Source organism: Streptomyces sp. NPDC026672 (genome assembly GCF_040638185.1).
In the GTDB taxonomy this organism is placed as follows: Bacteria; Actinomycetota; Actinomycetes; order Streptomycetales; family Streptomycetaceae; genus Streptomyces.
The window spans coordinates 73,288-97,764 of the sequence record NZ_JBEZXS010000008.1; the positions used below are offsets into that span (position 1 = coordinate 73,288).

The following is a 24,477-nucleotide window of genomic DNA, read 5'->3' on the forward strand; positions in this document are numbered from 1 at the left end:
ACGTGCCGTGCCGCTCCCGCTCGTCGCTCACCGCTCCCACGACCGGAACGCCCGCAGGTGTTCGGGCGTGACCACGACGTCCAGCCGCTCGTCGTCCGGGTCGCCGCCGCCGAGCGCGGCCAGCAGCCGCCGGGCGGGTACGTTGCGCGGGGTGCGCTCCGCCGTCAGCCGCACCTTGGCGCAGCCGAGCGCGTCGGCGCGGTCGGCCAGCCATCCCAGCAGCCGTTCCTCGACGCCCCGGCCGAGCGCGCGGCAGCTCATCGCCCAGGCCAGGACGTCGAGCCGGTCGTCCTCGGCGCGCACGGCGAGCAGGGCGATCTGCCCGTAGTCCCCGAACCGGTCGCGCGCCGCGGCGGTCCACACCTCGCCCCGCCGCCGCCACCGTTCGAGGTCGCCGCCGTCGGCGGAGCGGGCGCGCAGCGTGAACTGGTTGGTGCGGCGCACCAGTTGTTCGGCGCGCGCCGGGTCGTCGTCCCCGGTCAGTTCCCGGACGTCGACCTCCAGCTCCAGCTGCGCGAGGAACTCCTCGAAGCCGCCGCCCCGTTCGCGTACGGCCTCCCGTTCCTTCTCCTGTGTGTAGAAGCGGGCGCGCAGGGTGTCCTCGGCGGTCGCCGCGAGCGGCACCAGCGGCCACAGCCGGCCGAGGAACGCGTCGAGTCCGTCGGCGGCCGGGCAGGTCACGGAGAGCACCTGTGGCAGGGCGGACCGCATCCGGGCGATCTCGGCCGGGTTGTCGTCGAGGAACAGGAAGCCGTCCACGCCGAGGTTGAGGGTGCGGGCCGCCTCGGCGAGCCGCTCCGGCTTGGGTCCCCAGGCGGCGGAGAGCACGCTGAAGTGCTCGGCGTCGAGGAGGCTGTCGGGCCGGTCGAGCACGGCCCGGACGGTCGCCTCGTCGTTGTTGCTGACGAGCATCAGCAGCGCGCCCGCCTCCCGCCACCTCAGCAGCCGGCGCGCGAGCCGGGCGCGCGGCCCGGTGAGGTCGACGGCGTCCGGTCCGGCCTCGCCCGCCACGCCGCCCCACAGCGTCTCGTCGCCGTCGACGGCGATCACCTTGGGCGCGGGGCGCCGCACGGCGCGGACGACCTCGGCGAGGCGCAGGGCCACGGCCGCCTGGAAGGGCCGGGTGAAGGGCAGGTGGGCGAGGCGTTCGGTGCGGGGGTCGAAGCGCTCGTCGACCGGGTGGTGGCGGGTCCACTCGTCGGGTCCGAGGACCGCGATGCCGGGCAGTCCGTCGAGGGCGTCGGCGAGCGTCTCCTCCCAGCGGGTGAGCCGGTCCTCGGCCGCGGCGGTCGGCAGGATGCCGACGACGAGGGGCCTGCGGGTGCGTTCGGCGAGGGCCCCCAGCGCGGCCGGGTAGGCGGCGGCGAGTTCGTCGAGCAGGGCGTCGTCGACCGGGCCGAAGCGCTCCAGGTCCGCGGCGCGCAGCAGCACCACGCCGACGGTCGTGCCGGGGGCGGCGAGGACCCCGGCGGGGTCCTGGAGGCTCGCGAGGACCTGGTGGTACGGCGCCTCGTCCACCTCCGTCCCGTCCCCGTCGAGGGCGGCCCCGCACAGCAGCGGCAGATCCCCGAGGGCGAAGGTGGCGGCGAGAGCGACGCGCTCCGCGGGCTCCGCGGACACGGCGGGCGCGGCGTTCTCGACGGGGGCTGCGGGCGCGGCGGGTCCGGCGGGTCCGGCAGGCGCGGCGGGCTCGGCGGGTGCGGCGGGTCCGGCGGGTCCGGCGGGCTCGGCGGGTCCGGCGGGTCCGGCGGGTCCGGCGGGCTCGGCGGGTCCGGCGGGTCCGGCGGGTCCGGCGGGCTCGGCGGGTCCGGCGGGCTCGGCGGGTGCGACGGGCGCGGCGCTCTCGGGCGCGGTGCTTCCGGCGGGTGCGGCGCTCTCGGACGCGTCACTCTCGTCGGGCTCTGTCGGTGTGGTGGGCGCGGTGGGGCGGGCGAGGAGGGTCGGGTCCTGTGTCGTCCTGTCGAGGAGTTCCAGGAACCGCTCCCCCAGCCCCGTGGCGGTCGCCGCGTCGAGGATGTCGAGGTTGTGGTCGAGCCGGACGGTGCCGGTGTCCGGGGTCATCGTGATCATCAGGTCGAGGTCGGTGTGTCCGGTCCCGGCGGGCAGTACCTCCAGGTGGTTCAACTGCCCGGCGAACCGTACGTAGTTGAAGTAGACCTCGACGAGCGGCGCGCCGGGCCGGTGGAGCCCCTGCCGGGCGAGGGTCGCGAGGACGTCGGAGAACATGGCGCCCTTGGCGAGGATCCGCTCAAGCCGCTCGTCGGTGCGGCGCAGCACCGCCCCGACGGTCTCCCCCGCCCTCGCCTCGGCGGGGAACGGCACCGGGACGCCGAAGAAGCCCACCGCGCCGAACGCGTCGGCGTGGATGCGGGTGTCCACGGGCACGGCGAGCGCGAACCGTTCACGCTCCCGTGTCCTCGCCAGCAGCACGGTCAGGGTGCCGAGGCAGAACGCGGCCGGGGTGACCCCGAGGCCGCTCGCCGCCGCCGCGACCCGTGCCGTGAGCCCGTCGGGCACGGTGACGGTGACGCTGCCGGCCCGGTAGGAGCGGGTGGCGGGCCGCGGTGAGGCGAGGGTGAGGTCGAGCCGTTCGCTGCCGCGGAACAGCTCGCGCCACTCGGGGCCGGCGCTGCCGCCGCCCCGCTGGGCCTCGACGAGCAGGTCGACGTCCCGGTTGGTGACGGTGCCGTCGAGCCGGGTGCCCGACAGTTCGGCGTCGATCTCCGCGGCCACGAGGAGCAGCGACTGGAGGTCGCTGACGGCGTGGTGGGCGCCGAACACCAGGAGCTGTCCCTCGGGTGCGCCGTCGAGGAGTTCGAACCGCCACAGCGGCGGCTCGGCCAGGTCGAAGGCGGGTTCCAGGAGCAGGCGGAGCCGGTCGGCGGGGTCGGGGTCGGGGTCGGCCGTCCACCGCAGCAGCGGGCGCGTCGGCGCGCGGTCGACCCGCAGGTGCCGGCCGCCCTCGGGGCCGGTGACGACGGCGGTGCGCAGGGCCGCGTGCCGCCGGGCGAGCCGTTCCAGGACGTCGGTCAGGGTGTCGCGGGTGACGGGTGTGCTGAGGCGGACGGCGAGGCCGACGCCGTGGGCGGCGGGCGGCATGTCCGGCAGGGCGCTGCGCAGGAGCCGTACGACGTCCCGGGTGGCGGGCCGCAGTTCGCTCTCGGGCACCGCCGCCGCGGGGGCCTGCGGCTGCGGCGGGGAGACGTCCTGCCGTTCGGGCAGGGCGTCGCCGAGGGTGCGGGCGAGGCCGCGGACGTCGGCGGCGGAGAACACGTCGGCGGCGGGGAGTTCGACGCCGAGTTCGCGGGCGAAGGCGTTGCGCAGCCGGACCAGCATCAGGGAGTCCAGGCCGAGTTCCTTGAGGGCGGTGGTGGCGAACACGTCGACCGCGCCGCCGGACACCTCGCCGACCCGGGCGCGCACATACGCCTCCAGCCACTCGGCGCGGTCCTGGTCGGACGTCGCCGCGAACACCTTTTTGACGAGGTCGTCGGTGTCCGCGCCGCCGGTGGGGACGGTGACGAGGTCGCCGAGGAGGGGCCGGTCGCGCACCGCGTCGGGGTCGAGGGACAGCAGTTCCCAGTCCAGGGCGAGGGGCGCGAGCTGGCGGCGGGCGGTGGACAGGACCCGGTCGAACAGTTCGCCGCCGTCCTGCGGGGAGAAGGCGACGAGGCCGGTGCGGCGGGTCTCGGCGGCCCGGGTGCCGGACCCGGCGACCATGCCGACGCCGGACCAGGCGCCCCAGTCCAGGCTGAGCGCGCGCCGTCCGGTCAGGGAGAGGTGGTGGGCCCAGGCGTCGAGGAAGGCGTTGGCCGCGGAGTAGGGGCTCTGTCCGGCCGAGCCGAGCAGTCCGGCGGCCGAGGCGAACAGCACCAGGTTCCGTGCCTCGGGGACCAGTTCGGTGAGCAGGGCGGTGCCGAGGACCTTGGGGGCGAGGACCCGCCGGACGCGGTCGTCGGTCAGGTTGGCCAGGGTGGCGTCGTCGAGGACGCCGGCCGCGTGCACGACGGTGCCGACGGGTCCCGCGGCGTCGCGTACGGCGTCCAGGGCGGCGGCGAGCGCGGCGCGGTCCGTGACGTCGGCGCGGGCCAGGTGCACGGCGACGCCGCGCCGCTCCAGGTCCGCGATCCAGGCAGCACCTGCCGCGTCGGGCCCGCCGCGGCTCAGCAGCGCGAGACGGCGGGCGCCGCGCCGCACCAGCCGTTCGGCGACGACCCGGCCGAGGCCGCCGAGGCCGCCGGTGATCAGGTGCACGCCGTCGGGGCCGGGGTCCTCCCCGGCGTCGGGGCGGGTGCGGGCCAGGCGCGGGACGAGGCGGCCGGCGCCGCGCAGGGCGACGAGGCGTTCGTCGTCGGCGTGCCACAGCTGGGTCCACAGGTCGTCGGTGCCGCCGGTCGGTGGCAGGTCGACGAGTGTGGTGGCCAGCTCGGGGTGCTCCTGGGCGACCGCGAGGGCGAAGCCCCAGGCGAGGGCCTGTTCCGGGTGGGTGACCCGGGTGCTGTCCCCGGCTGCCTGGCTGCCGCGGACGACGACGAACAGGCGCGGTGGGCGTCCCTGCGGGTGGGCGGCGAGGGCGCGGACCAGGTGCAGGGTGCTCAGGCAGCACAGCCGGGCGGCCCCCTCGGCGGTGTGCTCGTCGTCGATCGCGGGGGCGTCGAGCGCGGTGAGCTGCACGATCCGCGCGGGCGGCCCGTCGGGGAACGCCTCGGCGAGCAGACGTGCCACCTGCCGGGGGTCGGTGGGGTCGAGGACGTAGTGGCCGCCGCCCTGGTCGGTGAACTCCCGTCCGCCGCGCGCGATCACGTGGGGGGCCGGCCCGGTGAGGCGGGCGGCGAGTTCGTCGGCGACGCCCGTCCCGTCGGCGAGGACGAGCCAGCCGCCGTCGGCGGGTGCCTCCTGCGGGAGGGGGCGGGGCCGCCAGCGGGTCTCGAAGAGAGCGCCGTCCAGCGGGGAGAGCGCGGCGAGCCGGAAGTCGCGTGCCTCCAGGACGAGTTGTTCGTCCTCGTCCCACAGGCTCAGATCGAGGCCGGCGCTGTCGCCGTCGACCTGGCGCAGTGCGCAGCTCACCCAGACGGGTGCGGTGCGGCGTCCGGTGAACCGGATGTGCGCGGCCCCCGCGGGCACGAACGCCCGTCCCTCCGGGGCGTTCCCGGGCAGTGCGGCCGAGTGGAAGGAGGCGTCGAGGACGGCGGGGTGGATCGTGTGTCCGGCGGCGGGCCTGGCGGCGAGCCTGCCGACCGCGACGGGTCCGCCGCGGCGGCCGTCCTCCAGGCCCCGGAAGAAGGGGCCGTACTCGATGCCGAGGGCGGCGAGCGAGGCGTACACGGCGGCCGTGTCGACGGGTTCCGCGCACCGTTCCCGCAGGGCGGCGAGGGATTCGGGAGCGTCCGCCGCGGGCCGGTCCGACGTGGGGGCGCCCGCGCCGGGTGCGTCCTGTTCGGGTCCGACGACGACGCGTCCGGTGGCGTGCCGCTGCCAGGTGTCGCCGGTGGTGGAGGCGACGGTGAAGTCCCGGTGCCCGTCCTCGGCGGGCCGCAGCACCAGTTGGAGCCGTACGGGCCGTTCCCCGGTCAGCCTGAGCGGCTGGACGAACGCCACGTCCGTGAGGCGGACCTCGCCTCCGTCGGCGGCCGTGGACGCGGCCGAGAGCACCATGTCGAGGAAGGCGGCGCCGGGCAGCCAGACCTCGCCGGTGACCCGGTGGTCGGTGAGATACGCGAAACGGCTGTCGCGCAGGTCGAGTTCGCTCTGGAAGATGTCCTTGCCGGGTTCGTCGCTGGCCTCGACATGGGTGCCGAGCAGCGGGGAGGTGCCGCCGGCCGCGGTGTCCCGGACGGGGGCGAGCCAGTGGCGTTCGCGGGCGAAGGCGTAGGTGGGCAGGTCGAGCCGGCGGCCGCGCGGGAAGAGGGCGGACCAGTCGGGTGTGTGTCCGGCCGTGTACAACTCGCCGAGCCTGCCCGGCAGGACGTCCTGTCCGTCGCGCTGGCGGCGCAGTGATCCGACGCCGACCGCCTCGATCCCGGCCTCGGCGGCGACCGCCTCGACGGACGCCAGGAGCGAGGGGTGCGGGCTGAGTTCGACGAAGTGGCGGTAGCCGTCCTCCAGCATCCGCCGCACGGTGTCGGCGAAGCGCACCGGCTCGCGCAGGTTGCCGAACCAGTACGCGGCGTCCAGCCGGTCGCCGGGCACGGGCTCGGCCAGCACGGAGGAGTACAGCGGGACCCGCCCCGGCTTCCCGCGCACGCCGGAGAGGGCGTCGAGGAATCCGGTGCGCAGCGGCTCCATCAGCGGGGTGTGCGAGGCGAACGGCGTGGACAGGGGCCGGGTGGTGACGCCGAGCCCGCCGAGGTGGTCGCGGAGTTCGGCGAGCGCGGGCGCGTCGCCGGAGACGGCGGTGGCGGCGGGGCCGTTGACGGCCGCGACGAACAGCCGGCCGGCGTGGTCGGGGTGGCGCTCCAGCAGCTTCTCGACGTCCGCGGGCGGCAGTTCGACGGCGAGCATGCCGCCGTGGCCGACGACCGGGAGGACCGCGTGGGCCCGTCCGGTGACCACGGCGACGGCGTCGTCGAGGCCGAGGGCGCCCGCGCTGTGGGCGGCGGCGATCTCGCCCAGGCTGTGCCCGACCACGGCGTCCGGGGTGACGCCCAGTTCCCGCCAGGCGGCGGCGAGGGCCGTGTTGACGGCGAACAGCACGGGCTGGAGGTACTCGGTGCGGTCGAGCGGGGAGAACTCCTCGGGTGCGCGCAGCACGTTGAGCACGGACCAGCCGACGCGCCGCCGCACCGCCGCGTCGATCCGGGTCAGCTCCTCGCGGAACGCGGCCGAGTGGGACATCAGCTCCAGCCCCATGCCGTTCCATTGGCCGCCGTGCCCGGAGAACACGAAGGCCACCTTGCCGTGCTGTTCCTCGCGCGGCGCGGTGAGCGGCTTGCGGCCGGCCGCCAGTGCCTTGAGGGAGGAGAGCAGTTCGTCCCGGTCGCCCGCGACGAGGGCCGTGCGCCAGGGGAAGTGGGTGCGGTGGCGGGCCAGGGTGTGGGCGACGTCGGCCAGCGGGGTGTCCGGGGTGAGGTACCGGGCCAGCCGGGCGGCCTGTCCGCGCAGGGCGGTCTCGTTGTGCCCGGACAGCACGAACAGCCGCTTGCCGGAGGGAGGTTCGGGGGTGGGGGGCTCGGGGGCGGCGGGTGCGGTGGGCGCGGCGGCGGGGAGTCCGGGTGCGGGGGGTGCCTCCTCGACGATCACATGGGCGTTCGTCCCGCTGATCCCGAAGGCGCTGACCCCGGCGCGCCGGGTCCGACCGTCCGTGCGCGGCCAGGCGACGGCCTCCTGGAGCAGCCCGAGGCCGCTGTCCTCCCACTCGACGTGACGGCTGGGCGTGCCGGCGTGCAGGGTGGGCGGCAGGGTGCCGTGCCGCAGCGACTGCACCACCTTGATCAGCCCGGCGACGCCCGAAGCGGCCTGCACATGGCCGATGTTGGACTTGAGCGAGCCGAGGTGCAGCGGCCGGCCCGCCGGGCGCGTGCCGGCGAACACGGCGGCCAGGGCGCCCGCCTCGATGGGGTCGCCGAGGGTGGTGCCGGTGCCGTGGGCCTCGACGTGGTCGATGTCGGCGGGCTCCAGCCCCGACACCGCCAGCGCCCGCCGGATCACCTGTTCCTGGGCGGGTCCGTTGGGCGCGGACAGGCCCTGGCTGCGGCCGTCCTGGTTGACGGCGGTGCCGCGCAGCACGGCCAGCACCTCGTCGCCGTCCCGGTGGGCGTCGCCGAGCCGCTTCAGGACGAGCATGCCGGCGCCCTCGGCCCAGATCGCGCCGTCGGCGTCGTCGGAGAAGGAGCGGCAGCGGCCGGTCGGGGACAGGCCGCGCAGCCGGCTGAACTCCACGAACGTCTGCGGGGTCACCATCAGCGTCACCCCGCCCGCCAGCGCCAGGTCGCACTCGCCGGAGCGCAGCGCCTGGACGGCGAGGTGGGTGGCGACCAGCGAGGAGGAGCACGCGGTGTCGACGGTCATCGCGGGGCCGTGCAGCCCGAGCGCGTAGGCGAGCCGGCCCGAGGCGACGCTGAGCGCCGAGCCGGTGCCGACGTAGCCGTCCAGCTGGTCGAGGCGGGAGCCCGCGAGGTAGTCGCTGCCGAACATGCCGACGTACACGCCGGTGGTGCTGCCGGCCAGTCGCGCGGGCACGATCCCGGCGCGTTCCAGTGCCTCCCAGGCGGTCTCCAGGAGCAGCCGCTGCTGCGGGTCCATGGCCGCCGCCTCCTTCGGGGTGATGCCGAAGAAGGACGCGTCGAAGGACTCGATGTCGTCCAGGAAGCCGCCCTCGCGGGCGTAGGACTTGCCGGGGGCGTCGGGGTCGGGGTCGTAGAGGGACGCCACGTCCCAGCGGCCCTCAGGGAAGGGGCCCACCGCGTCGCGGCCCTCGGCGACGAGCCGCCACAGCCCTTCGGGGTCGGTGACGCCGCCGGGGAGCCGGCAGGCCATGGCGACGACGGCGATCGGTTCGTCGGCCCCGGCCCCGGTGCCTGTGCCGGTGGCCGTCGTGGTGGCGGGGGTGCGCGCGGTCGTGGTGCCTGCCGCGGTACGGCCGCCGCGGCCGTCCGGTACGAGGACGTCGGCGAGCAGGTGGGCGGTGAGGCGGTCCGCCGTGGGGTGGTCGAACAGCAGGGTGGCGGGGAGCCGCACGCCGATGCGGGCGCCGATGCGGTTGCGGAGTTCGACGGCGGTGACGGAGTCGAGTCCGAGGTCGCGCAGCGGCTGGTCGGAGCGGACGGACTCGGCGGAGCGCAGGCCGAGGGCGCGGGACGCCTCCTCGCGGACCAGGGTGAGGACGCGTTCGGCGCGTTCCGCCTCGGGCAGGCGGGCCAGCCGGTCGGCGAGGCGGTCGCCGGTGTCCCGGGCGGCGGGGGCCGGGGGCAGCAGTGAGCGCCACAGCGCGGTGTCGGCGGTGCCGCCGTCGCGCAGGCGGGGCAGGTCGAGGGCGGCGGCGACCAGGTGCGGGGTGCCGCGGCGCAGGGCCAGGGCGACGAGGTCGCGGCCCTGGTCCGCGGTGAGGGCGCGGTGGCCGAGGCGGGCGATGCGGTCGAGGTCGGCGTGGGCGGCGGCCAGGCCCTCGCCGGCCCAGGCTCCGAAGGAGACGGAGACCGCGGGGAGTCCCGACGCCCGCCTGTGGTGGGCGAGTTGGTCGAGGAAGACGTTGGCCGCGGCATAGTTGCCCTGTCCCGCGGTGCCGAGGACACCGGCGGCGGAGGACACCAGCAGGAACAGGTCCAGGGGCCGGTCCGCGGTGAGCCGGTGCAGATGCGCGGCGCCGTCGACCTTGGGCCGCAGCACCCGTGCGAGCCGCTCGGGCGTCAGCTCGGCCACCACTCCGTCGTCCAGGATGCCCGCGCAGTGCACCACCCCGCGCAGGGGCGCGTGCTCGCCGATGCCGTCGAGCACGCCGGCCAGCGCGTCGGCGTCGGCGACGTCGCAGGCCACGACCTCGGTCTCGGCGCCGAGCGCGGCCAGTTCGGCGGTGACGGCGGCGGCACGCGGGTCCCGCTCACCCTGACGGGACGTCAGGAGCAGTCGTGGTACGCCCAGTTCGGCGAGGAGCCGTGCGATGTGCGCCCCGACCGCGCCGAGACCACCGGTGATCAGCACGGTCCCGTCGGTGGGGACCGGGGAGGGGGTGCCGGGGTGCTCGTCCCCGGCCGGCCCGCCCGGTGGTACGGCGGCACGGGCGCGTATCAGGCGCGGGACGAGCAACGTGCCGTCGCGGTGGGCGAGTTCGGGTTCGTCCGGGTGGGCCAGGGCGGCGGTCAGGAGGTGTGGGCCGGCCACGTCGTCGAGGTCGAGCAGGGTCAGCCCGAGGTCGGGGTGTTCCGTCCGCGCGCTGCGGGCCAGGCCCCACAGCACCGACAGGTGCGGCGCGGGAACGGTGTCCGCCTCCCCGGCCGCGATCGCCCCACGGGTCACCCACACGGTCCGTACGGGCGCCCGTTCCCTCGGCAGGTCGATCAGCGCCCGCAGCTCGGCGAGCGCCGTCGCCGCCGTACCGTGGGCCGCGGCGACGGGGTCGCGGTCCGGTTCCGGTCGCGGCCAGAACCGTACGACGACGTCGACACCGGTGCCGTGTACGTCGGCTCCTGCCTCGGTGTCGCGTACGTCGGCGTCGGTGCCGTGTACGTCGGCGCCCGCCTCGGTGTCGCGGACCTCGACGCCGGTCTCGGCGAGGCCCCGCAGGGTGGCCTCGACCTGTGGGTCGGAGCGGTCGCCGGTCACCGTCCAGGTGCCGGTGGGGAGTTCGCCGGGGGTGCCGTCCGGGGCGGTCCAGGCGATCTCGTACAGGTGCCGCCCGTTCTCCGCGGCGGCGATGACGTCGGCGGGGTCGGCGGCCCGGAGCCGTACGCCGTCGAGCCGGCCGGCCGGGAACCCGTCGGTGTCCCACAGGGTGACGTCGAGCGTGACGTCCGTGGCGGTGACACCCGTGCGCCGTACCGACACGGTGAGGTCGGTGGGGCCGCCCGGCGGCAGGGCGCAGCGGCCCACCGCGACGGGCAGCAGCACCCGTCCCCCGTCGGCGTCGAGGGCGGCGGCCGTCTGCAGCGCGGCGTCCAGCAGCGCCGGATGGACCGGGTAGGGGTCGGCGGTGTCCCGGGCCGTGGACGGCAGCGACAGCCGTGCGAGCAGGGTGTCGTCGCCGGTCGCGGCCACCGACCGTACGCCCTGGAAGGCGGGCCCGTAGCCGAGGCCGAGCGCGCTCAGCCGGGTGTACGTCTCCGGGGTCCACGCCTCCTCGGTGGTCTCCGGCCACACGGGGGGCCGTCCGGCGGTGTGGTGCTCGGATGTGTAATGCCCGGACATATCAGACATGTGGGCCCCGGCCGTGGCGGCGGTGGCCGTGGCGTGCAGGGTCCAGCCGTCGGTGTCCCGGGCGCGCGGGCGGCTGTGCACGGTGATCTCCGGGACCGGCCCGGCGGTGCCCACCTCGACCGAGACCTCGACGGTGCCGGACGCGGGCAGCACGAGCGGGCTGAGCAGGAGCAGGTCCGTGACGTCGGCCGGGGCGTCCGGGCGGGCCACGGCGAGGGCGGCGCGGCACAGCTCCAGCAGGGTGGTGCCGGACACCACGGTGCGGCCGAACACGGTGTGGTCCGGCAGCCAGTCGGCGGTGGCCGGGGACCACTCGTTGCGGAAGGTCCAGCGGGTCTCGTCGGCCGACCGGAGCTGGATGCCGAGCAGCGGGTGCGCGGCGCGGTCGAACGGTCCGGGTCCTCCGGTGCCGGACTCGGGCTCGGACCAGTGGCGTTCCTCGTCCCAGGCGTAGGTCGGCAGATCGGCCGGCGCGGCGTCGGGGACCGTGCGGCGCCAGTCGATCCGCCGTCCGTGGACGTGGAGTTCGGCGGCGGCGCGGTCCAGGCAGGCGGGGCCGTCCTCGGCGCGGCGCAGCGAGCCCACGGCGAGCAGGTCGTCGCCGGTGTCCTCGCCGACGGTGCGCACCGCGGTGAGCAGGGAGGGGTGCGGGCTCAGCTCGACGAAGTGGCGGTAGCCGTCGGCGGCCATGCGGGCCACGGTGGGCGCGAACCGTACGGGCTCGCGGAGGTTGGTGTACCAGTAGTCGGCCTCCAGTTCGCCGGTGACGGGTGCGCCGGTGACGGTGGAGTACCAGGTGACGGGCGTGGGGAGGGCGAGCACGCCGTCGAGTTCGTCGAGGATCGCCGCGCGGACGGGTTCCACGTGGGCGCTGTGGGAGGCGTAGTCGACGTCGAGGCGGCGGACGAAGACCTGTTCCGCCTCCAGTTCGGCGAGCAGGGCGTCCAGGGGGGCCGGGTCGCCCGCGAGCACGGTGGAGCGGCCGCTGTTGACGGCCGCGACGCCCACGCCGTCCGGGAGGCGGGGCTCGATCGCGGTGTGGGGCAGGGCGACGACGGCCATGGCTCCGGTGCCGGACAGCCGGGTGAGGGCCTGGCTGCGCAGCGCGACCACGGCCGCCGCGTCGTTGAGGCTGAGCGCCCCGGCGACACAGGCGGCGGCCACCTCGCCCTGGCTGTGTCCGATCACGGCGTCGGGCCGTACTCCGCGGGCCCGCCACACGGCGGCGAGGGACACCATCACGGCGAACAGCACGGGCTGGACGACGTCCACGCGGTCGAGCGAGGGGGCGCCGGGGTCGCCGCGCAGCACCGAGGTCACGGACCAGTCGGTGAGGGGGCGCAGGGCGGCGTCGCAGCGGTCGAGTTCGTCGGCGAACACCGGGTCGCGGTCGAGCAGGTCGCGGGCCATGCCGGTCCACTGGGCGCCCTGGCCGGGGAAGACGAACGCCACCTTGCCCTGCGGCGGGGCCTGTTGGGGGCCGGCGGTGGTGTCGGGGGCGGCGCGGTCCTCGGCGAGGGCGCGCAGGGCGGTGCGCAGCGTGTCCCGGTCCCCGGCCTGGATCACGGCCCGCAGGTCGAAGTGGGTGCGGTGGTGGGCGAGGGCGGCGGCCACGGAGGGCAGCGGCGTCCCGGGCCGCGCTTCGAGGAGGCCGAGGAGGCGGGCGGCCTGGCCCCGGAGGGCGACGGGGCTGCGGGCGGAGAGCGGGAAGAGGATCGGGGAGACCGCGGGCACCGGGGCCGGTGTGGTCGGTGTGGTCGGCGCATCCGTCGTGTCCGGCGTCACCGTGGTGGCCGGCACATCCGCCACGTCCGTCGTGACCGGCGTGGCCTCCGCGGGAAGGCGCCCCCTCTGCCCGGACGGCTCCCTCTCGGGCACATGTTTCTCGGCCACATGTCCCTCGGGCGCACCTCCGTCGGCACCGTCCCACGCGGGCGCGTCGGTCCCGGGGGCCTCCTCCAGCACGACGTGTGCGTTGGTGCCGCTGATGCCGAAGGCGCTCACCCCGGCCCGCCGCACCCGCCCCGCCGTGCGCGGCCAGGCCCGTGCCTCGGTCCGTACGCTCAGGCCGCTGTCGGTCCAGTCGATGTGCTCGGTGGGGGTGTCGGCGTGCAGGGACGCGGGGATGCGCCCGTGGCCGAGGGCCAGGACCGTCTTGATGACGCCGGCGATGCCCGCGGCGGCCTGGGTGTGGCCGATGTTGGACTTGAGGGAGCCGATGCCGAGGGGCCGGTCGGCGGGGCGGCCGGGCCCGAACACCCGGGCCAGGGCGCGGCCTTCGATGGGGTCGCCGAGCGGGGTGCCGGTGCCGTGCGCCTCGACGTAGTCGATGTCGTCCGGTTCCAGTCCGGCGGCGGTCAGGGCCGTGCGCAGCACCCGTTCCTGGGCGGGGCCGCTCGGGGCGCTGAGGCCCTGGCTGCGGCCGTCCTGGTTGATCGCGGAGCCCTTGACGACGGAGAGGACGCGGTCGCCGTCGCGCCGCGCGTCCGCGAGCCGCTTCAGCAGGACGAGTCCGCATCCCTCGGCCCACACCACGCCGTCCGCGGCGGCCGAGAACGGGCTGCACGTGCCCGACGGCGACAGTCCGCGCAGCCTGCTGAACTCGACGTGTCCGCGCGGTGTGACGAGGAGCGTGGCGCCGCCCGCGAGCGCGAGGTCGCACTCGCCACTGGTCAGCGAGCGGGCGGCCAGGTGGAGGGCGACCAGTGAGGACGAGCACGCGGTGTCGACGGTCACGGCGGGCCCCTGGAGGCCGAGGGTGTAGGCGATGCGCCCGGAGGCGACGCTCGCTGCCGAGCCGGTGCCCACGTGCCCGTCGAGCCGCCCGAGGGGCGCGGACGCGAGGTAGCCGCTGTCGTACAGGCCGACGTAGACGCCGGTGGAGCTGCCGTTCAGGGACTCCGGGACGATTCCGGCGCGTTCGATCGTCTCCCAGGCCGTGCGCAGCAGGAGCCGCTGCTGCGGGTCCATGGCGGCGGCCTCCTTGGGGGAGATCCCGAAGAAGGAGGCGTCGAAGCGGTCGATGGGGTCGAGGTAGCCGCCGCGCAGGGTGTACGCCGTGCCGGTGGCCTCCGGGTCGGGGGCGAGGAGGGCGTGGGTGTCCCAACGGCCGTGCGGCACCTCGCCGATGGCGTCCGTGCCGGAGTCCAGCAGCCGCCACAGGCCCTCGGGGTCCTCGACGCCGCCGGGGAGTCGGCAGGCCATGGAGACGATCGCCACGTCGCCGTCGGGCCGTTCGCCCTCGGTGCCGCCCTCGGTGCCGGTGTCGGTGCCGGTGCCGGCGGCGGACCGCGCTGCCGCCGGGGCGCCGGACCGTGGGAAGAGCGCGTCCGCGAGGGCCGCGACCGTGGGGTGGTCGAAGACGAGGGAGGCGTCGAGGGTGCGGCCGAGGTGGGCGGAGAGTTCGGCGGCCAGGGTGACCAACTGGCGTGATCCGATGCCGTGTTCGGCGATCGGGCGGTCCGGGTCGACGGCCGCCGGGTCGATCCCGGCCGCCTCGGCGACGGCCGACACCATCCAGGCCCGTACGCTCTCGGGGGTCGCCGGGGACGTCGTGGGGGACTGCTGCGGAGACTCGTGATCAGACATCTGGGTCAGGTGTCCTCGTGGACTCGGGCTCGGGCAGATTCCGTGGGACGGGTGGGAGCCGGCACGGCGCCTCGACGGGGCGCTCGGGTGCGGCGGGGGCACCGGCGTACGGCCGCCGCGAACGGCGTCGGGGCCGCGGGGGGCCGTACGGGGCCTTACGGGCGCGAAGGGGCCGTCACCCGGCGGCGGGTACGCCCACCACGGCGAGGGTGCCGTCCTGGTAGGCGGTGCGCGTGGCGCGGCGCTGGATCTTGCCGCTGGACGTCTTCGGGATGGTGCCGGGGTGGACGAGCACCACGTCGTGCACGGACAGGCCGTGGGCCTCGCCGACGGCGCTGCGGATCAGTTCGCCGATCTTCTCGTGCTCGCCGGCCGCCTCGGGCGCCAACTCGGCGACGACGACGGGCTGTTCGCCCTCGACGCCGCTGTCCACGGAGAACGCGGCGGTGCAGCCGGGCCGCAGGGCGGGGTGGGAGAGCTCGGCGGCCAGCTCCAGGTCCTGCGGGTAGTGGTTGCGGCCGTCGACGACGATGAGGTCCTTCAGGCGCCCGGTGACGAAGAGTTCGCCGTCGCGCAGGAAGCCGAGGTCGCCGGTGCGCAGGAAGCGGCCCTCGTGGGCGGGGAGCGTCGCGCGGAAGGTCTCGCGGGTGGCGAGGGTGTTGCGCCAGTAGCCCTTGGCGACGCTCGCGCCGCCGACCCAGATCTCGCCGACCTCGCCCCCGGGCAGTTCCATCTGGCGTTCGGGGTCGGCGATCGCGAGGGTGACACCGGGGCCGGGGCGGCCGCAGCCGACGGTCGCGGCGTCCTGTTCGCCGGCGTGGGGTCCGCTCTCGTCGGCGGCCAGCAGGGTCGGCGGGGCGCCGGCGGTGGCGCCGGTGACCATCAGCGTGGCCTCGGCGAGGCCGTAGCAGGGGTAGAGCGCGGTGTCGCGGAAGCCGGCGGGGGCGAATGTCTCGGTGAAGCGGCGCAGGGTGGCGGCGCGGACGGGTTCGGCGCCGTTGAAGGCCACCTTCCAGGCGCTCAGGTCGAGTTCGTCGAGCAGTTGCGGGGTGGCGTGCTTGAGGCAGAGCTCGTAGGCGAAGTTGGGGGCGCCGCTGGTGTGCGGGCGGAAGCGGGTGACTGCGCTGAGCCAGCGGGCGGGCCGCTGGAGGAAGTGCAGCGGTGAGAAGAGGGTGGCGGTGGCGCCCAGGTGGACGGTGTTGAGGACCGGTCCGATGAGGCCCATGTCGTGGTAGACGGGCAGCCAGCTGACGTACAGCTCGTGGTCGTACGCGGCGATCGCGTCCGGGGTGTGGCCCATGCGCTCGGTGATGACCCGCTCGTTGTCGAGGAGGTTGCCGTGGGTCACCATGACGCCGCGCGGGGCGGAGGTGGAGCCGGAGGTGTACTGGAGGAAGGCGACCGAGTCGGCGGTGAGGTCGGGTTCGCGCCAGGCGGTGGCCGCCTCGTCGGGTATGTCCTCGGTCACCACGCGGGGTATGCCGTCGAGTTCGGGCAGGTGCTCCGCCGCCGAGTCCAGCGCGGCGAGCACCTCGCGCCCGCCGAGGATCACCCTGGCGTCGGCGTCGGCGAGCAGGCGCTTCATGCGGATGAGGGCGCGGTGGTTCTGGGAGCGGCCCTGCGGGGGCACGCCCGGCACGGCGACGACGCCGGCCGCGAGGCAGCCCAGGTAGCCGTTGATGAACTCCAGGCCCGGCGGGTACAGCAGCATGGCGCGGGAGCCGGCCGGCACGTGTTCCTGGAGCCAGGCGGCGACGGCCCGCGTGCGGGTGGCGAGTCGGGCGTACGTGAGGTGTTGGACCTCGCCGTCGGCGTCACCCGTGACGAGGTGGCGGTAGGCGGTCCGGTCGGGATGGTTCGCGGCGTGCTCGGTCAGCTGATCGACCAGGGTACGTGCCATGTGACGCTCTCACCTGTCTGAAGAAGTAGGGCGAGGAAACTGGAGCTCTGGGTCACGTCACACATGCGCGCACTGCCGGTTCGGCCCCCTTGCCGAACCGTTCGACCGGCTCCCCCGTGACGGGAGCCACCGCCGTGGTGACTCCCCGTGTTCCCCCCGCAGCAGCTTGCTACCGGCAGGTAGCACCTTAGCAAGCAGGTTGTGATCGACATGCCGACACCGAAGAACGCTTGGCGTCCACGGGAGTTGACGTGGGCGGTCGCCGGGGACGACCGGACGAACATATCAACTCGCTTACACAGCCTGCCGGATGGCCGCTACGACAGCTTGGGGATCCGGGACGGAGACGGTGAGGCGGGCGAACGGCGCGGGCGGGCCGAGGTCGGCCACGACGACGGGGCGGCGCTCACGTACGGCGACGAAGTCACGGCCGCCGCCGTGCCGCCACTCCCCCACGCAGAACCGGTCGGGCAGCCACCGCCCCGCGCGCCGTTCGCCGCGCAGGCCGCGCCACCAGTCGGGTTCCACGGCCGCCCGGCGCACGGCGGCGAGCGGGACGCGGACCTCGCGGCGCCGCGCCGCCAGCCGCTCCGCGGGGCTCAGCCGGACCACCAGGTCGTCGCCGTCGACGTCGAGCCGGGCCACCGGGATCACCTCCTGCCGTGACCTGCGTCGATTCTCACCCCGCCCGATCCCGTCCGCATGCGGTGAATTACCCCGAATGCCCGATCGGCGTATCGGACCTATCGTGCTCTTATGGAGCACGCACTCAGTCCCGTGACCCTCGCCGAGCTGCGGCGTCCGCGCCCCTATCCCGCGGTGTCGGTGCTGACGCCGACGCATCGCCGCGAGCCCGACAACTCCCAGGACCCGGTCCGGCTGCGCAACGTGGTGGCCGAGGCCAAGAAGCAGCTGGAGTCCGATCCGTCCGTGACCCGGGAGCGCCGCGCCGACGTCGTGGACCAGCTCGACCGCGCCCTCGCCGAGGTGGATCTGGCGCACGCCGAGGACGGACTGGTGATCTTCGCCGCGCCGGGCGAGCACCAGGTGTGGTCGCTGGCCCGCACGGTGCCCGAACGTGTGGTGCTCTCCGACACCTTCCTGACCCGCAACCTGGTCTCCGCGCACGCCGCCGAACGGCCCTTCTGGGTCCTGTCGGTCTCCTCGGACCGGGTCACGCTGTGGAACGGGGGCGTCGACCGGGTCACCGAGGCCCGTGCCGGCGGCTTCCCCATGTCACGGGACCGGGAGAACTTCGACGCCGAGCGGCGCGAGCAGATCGGCGACACCCCGAGCCCCTACCGCGACGAGGACACCCGGCACTTCCTGCGGGAGGCCGGCACGGCGATCACCAAGGTGCTGCGCGACGCCCCGCGGACGCTGTACGTCACGGGCGAACCGGCCGCGCTGACCCTGCTGGACGAGGTCGGCGGCATCACGCGCGACGCGGTGCAGGTCCCGCACGGCGGTCTCGCGCACGGCACCCCGGACGCGGTGTGGCAGGCGGTACGCCCCGCGGTGGACGCCGCGTCGCTGCGCGGCACCCGCGGGGTGGCGCGCGAGCTGGACGGCGCGCGCGGCCGCAAGGAGTTCGCCGCGGGCGTGGACGAGGTGTGGCGCAGTGCCCGGGAGGGCCGGGTGCGGCTGCTCGCCGTCGAGGAGAACTACCGGGTGACGGTCCGGGACGCCGGCGACCATCTGATCCCCGCCGACAGCGGCGATCTGGACGCCCGTGAGGACATCGTGGACGAGATCGTCGAGCAGTGCCTGGAGACCGGCGCCGACGTCCGCTTCGTCCCCGACGGCACCCTGGACGACGCCGCCGGTATCGCGGGCGTCCTGCGCTACTGACGGCGCCCCCGTGCGCCGACGGCACCCCGCCCCCTCGGGCGCGTTCGCCCCCGGTGGGCGTCCCCTCCCCGCGGCGTACGCTACGGCGTGATCGTCGGCCGAGAGGGAGTGCGCACGTGGGAGACCTGCTGGGCGTAGCGGTACTGGGCGCGGGACACATGGGTGCCGACCACATACGGCGCCTGGACCGCGGGGTGGGCGGCGCCAGGGTCGCCGCGGTGGCCGATCCCGACACCGACCGCGCGCAGGAGGCCGTGGCGGGCATCGAGGGGGTCACCGTCCACACGGAGGCGGAGGCCGCGCTGGACGCGCCCGGTGTGGAGGCGGTGCTGATCGTCTCCCCCGGTCCCGCGCACGAGGAGGCGCTGCTCGCCGCGTTCGCCCGTGGTCTGCCGGTCCTGTGCGAGAAGCCCATGGTGCCGGACCCCGAGGGAGCGCTCCGGGTGGTGGAGGCCGAGGCCGGGCTCGGGCGCCGGCTCGCGCAGATCGGTTTCATGCGCCGCTACGACGCCGAGTACCAGCGGCTGAAGGCCCTGCTCGACGGGGGCGGCCTCGGGCGTCCGCTGATGCTGCACTGCACCCACCGCAACGTGTCGTCCCCGCCGTACTTCACCAGCCCCATGCTGATCAACAGCTCGGTGTCGCACGAGATCGACGCGGCGCGCTGGCTGCTCGGGCAGGAGCTGACCGCGGTGACCGTGCACCGTCCGGCGTCCTCGGCGGGCGCCCCCGAGGGGCTGGCCGACCCGCAGTTCGTGCTCTTCGAGACCGAACGGGGCGCCCTGGTGGACGTGGAGGTCTTCGTCAACTCCGGCTTCGGCTACCAGGTGCGCTGCGAGGCGGTGTGCGAGCACGGCAGCGCCCGGATCGGCGACGACCGCTCCATGCTGGTGACCTCGGGCGGCGGGGCCCGCGAGGAGGTGGCGCAGGACTATCTCGTGCGGTTCGCCGACGCCTACGACCGCGAGGTGCGGGCCTGGGTGGACGCGACCCGGCGGGGCCTGGTCGCGGGGCCCGGTGCGTGGGACGGCTACGCGGCCTCCGCCGTCGCCGAGGCCGGTGTGCGCGCCCTGGAGACGGGGGCCCGCACCACGGTCGAACTGGCCCCCCGCCCCGCCCTGTACGCCTGACCGCCCGGCCGGCCGGGCCGCGCTCACACCCCGCCGAACAGCGCGCCGAGCCCCCGTTCGACGATCTCGCCGAGGTCCTCCCGGCCGGACGGCACGGCGGCGTGGCTGCGGAGCAGGAAGCGGCGCAGGGCCGCGGTCTCGAAGCGGAGCAGGGCGAGTCCGTGCGGCGAGTGGAACTCCATGACCGTGGACACCCGCCCGCACGGGCGGATGCGCACGTCCCCGCGGCCCGCCGGGGCGCCGAGCCCCTCGTCCAGGAGCGAACGCGCGAAGGTCCAGGTGACGCTGTCGCCGTCGAGGGTGACCTGCGGCGGGAAGTCGATGAACACGGCGAGCGGGTCCTCCGCGGTGTACCGGAGGGTCGCGGGCACGGGGATCTCGTGGTCCTCGGCGGTGATCAGCCGGGCACGTGCGGGCTGCCGGATGGTGATGTCCATGCTTGTACGAGTCCGGGAAGCCGTTCGCCTGACACCTGGAGGCCCACTATCTCGTGTGACCTGCGTCACCCCGATTGTGGGCATATGAAACATAGAACACATGCCCGTCGAACGCATGCCCGGATGCCATGGAGAAAGCCCTTTCTGTCAGCCAAGTCGCGTAGTCTTCCTACGACTTGGACCGTCGACCCGCGTACGGCGTTCACACCGCGTGACCACACGATGAAGACTCTGGCATATGCCGGAAGCACCACCGGATCGTGTGTTGCCAAATCCCTTACAGGGGGTGTCGGGCTGTGCAACAGTCGTAGCGGTCCCTCCACCTCCCACGCCCGTGTGCCCGTACCGTCCCCGCATCGGAGCGCGTCATGCCGTCCCACCTCTCCGCGGACCGCCCAGCCGGCCGGCCACCGGACCCCGGTTCGGTCGAGTCGCTGATCTCGCAGACGCGGCGGCTCAGGGGCGACGTGGACGCCGTACGACGGGACGCGCAGGGCGACGGATCGGACCCCGGGGAACGCTGGAGGCGCGCGCTCTACGACCTGGCGCTGCACCAACTCAGCGACCTGGACGAGCACTTGGCACAACTGCGCGACGGACCGCAGCCCCCGGCCACCGCCCCGGCGCACGCCACGGACGGACCCGGCGCCGACGCCCGCCCGGACGCCCTGCCGCTCTCCCGGGTCGGCACCGCCGAATGGAACCTGCTGACGGACGAGGCCGGTTGGTCCGGCGAGCTGTACCGCATCCTCGGCCTCGACCCCGCCACGCCGGCGCTCACCCTCGACGAACTGCCCTCCCTGGTCCTCGACGAGGACCGGCCGAGGCTGACCGCGATGGTGACCGACTGCCTCGTCGACGCCAAGCCCATCGACGGCGAGTTCCGCGTCGTACGGCCCGACGGCTCCGTCCGGACCGTGCACATGATGGGCGAGCCGGTGCTCGACGCCGACGGCGCCACCGCCACCATGTGGGCCGTGCTCCGCGACGTCAGCGAAGTGCGCCGCAGGCGGCGGACGGTGCGCGAGACCCAGGACTCGCTGCGCCTGCACCGCGACACCGGCACCGGCACCGGCACCGGCACCGGGGCCCCGGACGCGCCCGAGCGGCACGTCCCGCTCCGCCTCCCCTCCCGCGCACCGGCCGCCCTCGACGTGGCGGCCCGCCGACTCCCCTCCGCGACGGGGGCGTTCACCGGGTCCGAGTGGTACGACGCGCTCGAACTGCCCGACGGCGACACCCTGCTGAGCGTCGGCGGACTCACCGGACACGGCACCGCGGCCCCGGACACCGCGATGCTGCTGGGCGCCGTGCGCGGCATGGCGACGGCGGGCACCCAACCCGGTCAACTCCTCACCTGGCTCGACCAGTTGCTCGACACCACCGCCCAACCGGCCCTGGGCAGCGCACTGTGCTGCCGCTACCACCCCGACACCCGCACCCTCCGGTGGGCACAGGCAGGACACCCCGCCCCGCTGCTGCTGCGCGACGGGACGGGGTGTGCGCTCACCGCACCGGACGGCGTCCTGCTGGGCACGACGACCAGAGCCGCGTACGGACAGGCCGAACTGACCCTGGAACCGGGCGACCTGCTCCTGCTGCACACCACGGGACTGGTGCCCGGGAACAGCGGGACCGAGGCCGTGGACCGGCTCCTCGACCTCGCCCCGCGGCTCGGCGCGGCAGACACCGCGCAGGACTGCGTGGGGACGGTCGTGGAGGAGTTCGGCGGAAGCGGCCGCGAGGACGACGCGTGTGTGCTCGTCGTCAGGGTGACCGCGTAGGACGGCGCCGCGTCACAGGCCCCCTGTGCCTGTGCGCCGCCTCCTATACCTGGGCGCCGGCTCCCCCGCCCTTGCTCCTGGGCAGCACCTGCATGATCTCCTCCCGCAGTTCGTTGATCCTCGGGTAGCCGGCGTACTGGGCGGTGAGCCGGTACATCTGACGCAGCCGGTCCCAGGTGCGGTGGGAGGAGTTCGATCCCATCGACATCAGGGCCAACCGCGCGTACCGGTCCGCCTGTTCGGGGTCGTCCGCGATGAAGCAGGCGGACGCCATGGACAGGAAGTCGAAGATCTTCGACCGCTGCCTGCCGTCGACACGCAGCGCCAGGGCCTTCTCCGCGTAGTACTGGGCGTGCACGGCCGCTGCCGGATCGTGCTCGGCCAGCGTGCGGTAGGCCAGGGCCTGCATGCCGTACAGGTCCTCCTCCTTGAAGGTCTGCATCCAGCTCGGCGCCGGCACGTCGTCCTTGTCGGAGACGAAGAGGTCCTCCGCCCGGCCGAGCGTGCGGCGCATCGCCTGTCCCTTGCCCATCGACGCCTGTGCCCAGGCCTCGATGGTGTGGAGCATCGCCTTGGTGCGCGGCAGCACCTCGTCGCCCGAGCCGGACCGGGCGAGTTTCATCAGGTCGAGCGCGTCGTCGGGCCGGCCGAGGTGCACCATCTGGCGAGCCGCTCGGGAGAGCGCCTCCCCGGCGCGCGGCCGGTCACCGCCCTCACGGGCCGCGTGGGCGGCGATGACGAAGTACTTCTGGGCCGTGGGTTCGAGGCCGACGTCGTGCGACATCCAGCCCGCGAGGACGGCCAGGTTGGCGGCGACGCCCCACAGGCGCCGCTGGAGATGGTCGGGGTGACGGTAGGCGAGCATGCCGCCCACCTCGTTGAGCTGGCCCACCACCGCCTTGCGTTGCAGCCCGCCCCCGCGGGCCGCGTCCCAGGCCCGGAACACCTCGACCGAGCGCTCCAGTTCCTCGATCTCCTGCGACCCGATGGGGACGGCCTCGTAACGGTCGTACCCGGCGGGGTCGGCGTGCAGGGGGTCGTTGACGGCAGGGGCGTCGGCCTTGAGGGCCGGATCGGTGGTCAGCCAGTCGTGCATGGCACTGCTGAGTGTGGATCCCGCGGCGAGCACGGCACCCGCGCCCACCAAGCCGCGTCGGTTGAGCATGAGGTCCATTCCCGTGAATTCGGTGAGGACCGCGGCAGTCCGTTCGGGCGCCCACGACATGCCGTCGGGATGTTCCGCTTTCCCGCCGCCCTGCCGTTTCCCCGCGCGCCCGTGCCGCACCAGACCGAGGTCCTCGATGGTCACGACACGACCGAGACGCTCGGTGAACAGGGCCGCCAGCACCCGCGGCACCGGATCGCGCGGGATCTCTCCCGTGTCGATCCACCGCCGCACCCGGGAGGTGTCGGTCGCCAGCTGGGGGTGGCCCATGGCCGCCGCCTGCCGGTTGACCAGCCTCGCGAGTTCGCCCTTGGACCAGCCGGCCAGGCCGAACAGGTCCGCGAGCCGGGTGTTGGGTTGTCCGCTCACGTCAAGCCCCCAGGTTCTCGGCTGAGTTGACACTAGCCCGGTGGCGGTTGCCGGGCGACTATTCGCCAGGGTTCGCCAGGGTGCGCCAGATGGTGTGCCACTGGGCACCGGGTGTCAGGTAGGAATGCGCCACCCCGACCCGGTCGCCGAGGAACACTCCCCAGGGTGCACCGGGGCGGCCGGGACGGGAGGGCGATCGAGCTTCACGGCAGGCACAGCAGGCACACGAAGGGATCTGTATCTCCCATGTACGCAGCATCGTCCTCCGTGTCCGCCCCGCCCCGGCCGCTGCGCTCCCGCCCTGCGGGCGGCGGCCCCCGTCTCGAGCCCGCGCGGCCGGGAGCGCCGGTGCCGGTCGCGGGCCGGCCGCGGCGCGCGGCGGGACCCGGCACCGGTCCGCTCAGCGGCAGACTCGACCTGTCCGGCCCCCAGGGCGCGCAGTTGCGCACCGCGATCGCGTCGGTGCAGCGGATCTGCCCGGAGTTCGCTCCGGTGCAGGTGCTGCGCCAGAGCGGCCGTTCGGTGCTCCTCGTGGGAACGACGGGGCGCAGCACGGCCGTCGCCAAGTGCTTACTGGACCGGTCGCCGGCGTGGGCCGAGCGGATCCGGCACGAAATAGGGGCGTACCGGTCGTTCGTCCGGCACCGGCCGCCGATCCGGGTGCCGCGGCTGATCGCGGCGGACCCGGACAACGGCACGCTGGTCGTCGAGCGGATGCCCGGCCGGGTGGCCGCCCTGCACCGGCACCCGTTGGAGACCCCGCCGCGCGCGGACATCAGGGCGGCGCTGGGCGCGATCTGCCGGCTGAACGCCTGGCGGCCCCCGGCGGGCACCTTCGACGCGCCGCTGGACTACGCGGCCCGGATCTCCCGCTACCACGAACTGGGCCTGCTCACCGACCGTGACCTCGGCGACCTGCAGAAGCTGCTGCACGGCATCGCGCACGCGGCGGGCCGCCAGGGCATGGGCCAGTTCTGCCACGGGGACGCGCTCCTCTCCAACATGCTGCTCTCCCCCGCCGGTCCGGTGCTGGTGGACTGGGAGCACGCCGGCTGGTACCTGCCGGGCTACGACCTGGCGACGCTGTGGGCGATCCTCGGCGACGCGCCGGTGGCGCGGCGTCAGATCAGCCAGATCGCCCAGTCGGCCGGCCCCGCCTCGCGGGACGCCTTCCTCGTCAACCTGATGCTGGTCCTCACCCGGGAGATCCGCACCTACGAGACCGCCGTGCAGCGTTCCCTGCACCACACGCCCACGGCGGCGCCCGGTGCGGCCACCCCGGGCGCCGCACCGTCCGGCGAGGAACAGCGGCTGCTGCTCAGGCGGCTGCACGACGACTGCCAGCTGGCCCGCAGGGCCGTACGCGCGGCGGTCGGCACTCGCTGAGCCTCATCGAAGGGGACGA

Annotated in this window: 9 protein-coding genes; 4 read left to right on the forward strand and 5 right to left on the reverse strand. The window is 75.1% G+C overall.

The genetic code is table 11. The annotated features are described in order from the left end of the window. Nucleotides 1–27: 27 nt before the first annotated feature. From AB0F77_RS11695 to AB0F77_RS11705, 3 genes are all read right to left on the reverse strand, one after another. Complete coding sequence (locus AB0F77_RS11695; protein ID WP_361945331.1) at nt 28–14,436, reverse strand: SDR family NAD(P)-dependent oxidoreductase; 14,409 nt, start codon at nt 14,434–14,436, stop codon at nt 28–30. A gap of 175 nt (nt 14,437–14,611) precedes the next feature. Next, nucleotides 14,612–16,336, reverse strand: coding sequence for a fatty acyl-AMP ligase (locus AB0F77_RS11700; RefSeq protein ID WP_361945334.1), 1,725 nt, complete (start codon nt 16,334–16,336; stop codon nt 14,612–14,614). A gap of 294 nt (nt 16,337–16,630) precedes the next feature. Then, the gene (locus tag AB0F77_RS11705) at nt 16,631–16,981 is read right to left on the reverse strand and encodes a hypothetical protein (RefSeq protein WP_361945337.1); all 351 of its coding nucleotides are present in this window, start codon (nt 16,979–16,981) and stop codon (nt 16,631–16,633) included. A gap of 111 nt (nt 16,982–17,092) precedes the next feature. Here AB0F77_RS11705 and AB0F77_RS11710 point away from each other — a divergent pair, with 111 nt between their 5' ends. Both AB0F77_RS11710 and AB0F77_RS11715 read left to right on the forward strand, forming a co-directional pair. Then, nucleotides 17,093–18,187 carry a chemotaxis protein gene (locus AB0F77_RS11710; protein ID WP_361945340.1) on the forward strand — a complete coding sequence of 365 codons (1,095 nt, stop codon included), beginning with the start codon at nt 17,093–17,095 and terminating at the stop codon, nt 18,185–18,187. 116 nt (nt 18,188–18,303) lie between these two features. Next, nucleotides 18,304–19,317 (forward strand): Gfo/Idh/MocA family oxidoreductase, encoded by a 1,014-nt coding sequence (locus AB0F77_RS11715; RefSeq protein WP_361945343.1) that lies wholly within the window; start codon nt 18,304–18,306, stop codon nt 19,315–19,317. Between the two features lie 23 nt (nt 19,318–19,340). Here AB0F77_RS11715 and AB0F77_RS11720 read toward each other — a convergent pair whose 3' ends face one another. Further along, the gene (locus AB0F77_RS11720; RefSeq protein WP_361945346.1) at nt 19,341–19,754 is read right to left on the reverse strand and encodes an SsgA family sporulation/cell division regulator; all 414 of its coding nucleotides are present in this window, start codon (nt 19,752–19,754) and stop codon (nt 19,341–19,343) included. A gap of 368 nt (nt 19,755–20,122) precedes the next feature. On the opposite strand from AB0F77_RS11720, the gene AB0F77_RS11725 reads away from it, so the two are divergent. Beyond that, nucleotides 20,123–21,538 (forward strand): SpoIIE family protein phosphatase, encoded by a 1,416-nt coding sequence (locus tag AB0F77_RS11725; protein WP_361945349.1) that lies wholly within the window; start codon nt 20,123–20,125, stop codon nt 21,536–21,538. 43 nt (nt 21,539–21,581) lie between these two features. Here the strand turns inward: AB0F77_RS11725 and AB0F77_RS11730 are convergent, their stop codons facing one another. Beyond that, on the reverse strand, nt 21,582–23,072 hold the full coding sequence (locus AB0F77_RS11730; RefSeq protein WP_361945352.1) for a hypothetical protein: 1,491 nt from the start codon (nt 23,070–23,072) through the stop codon (nt 21,582–21,584). Nucleotides 23,073–23,318: 246 nt separating this feature from the next. Here AB0F77_RS11730 and AB0F77_RS11735 point away from each other — a divergent pair, with 246 nt between their 5' ends. After that, entirely contained in the window at nt 23,319–24,458 is a 1,140-nt protein-coding gene (locus AB0F77_RS11735; RefSeq protein ID WP_361945355.1) for an aminoglycoside phosphotransferase family protein, read from the forward strand. The last annotated feature ends 19 nt before the right edge of the window (nt 24,459–24,477 follow it).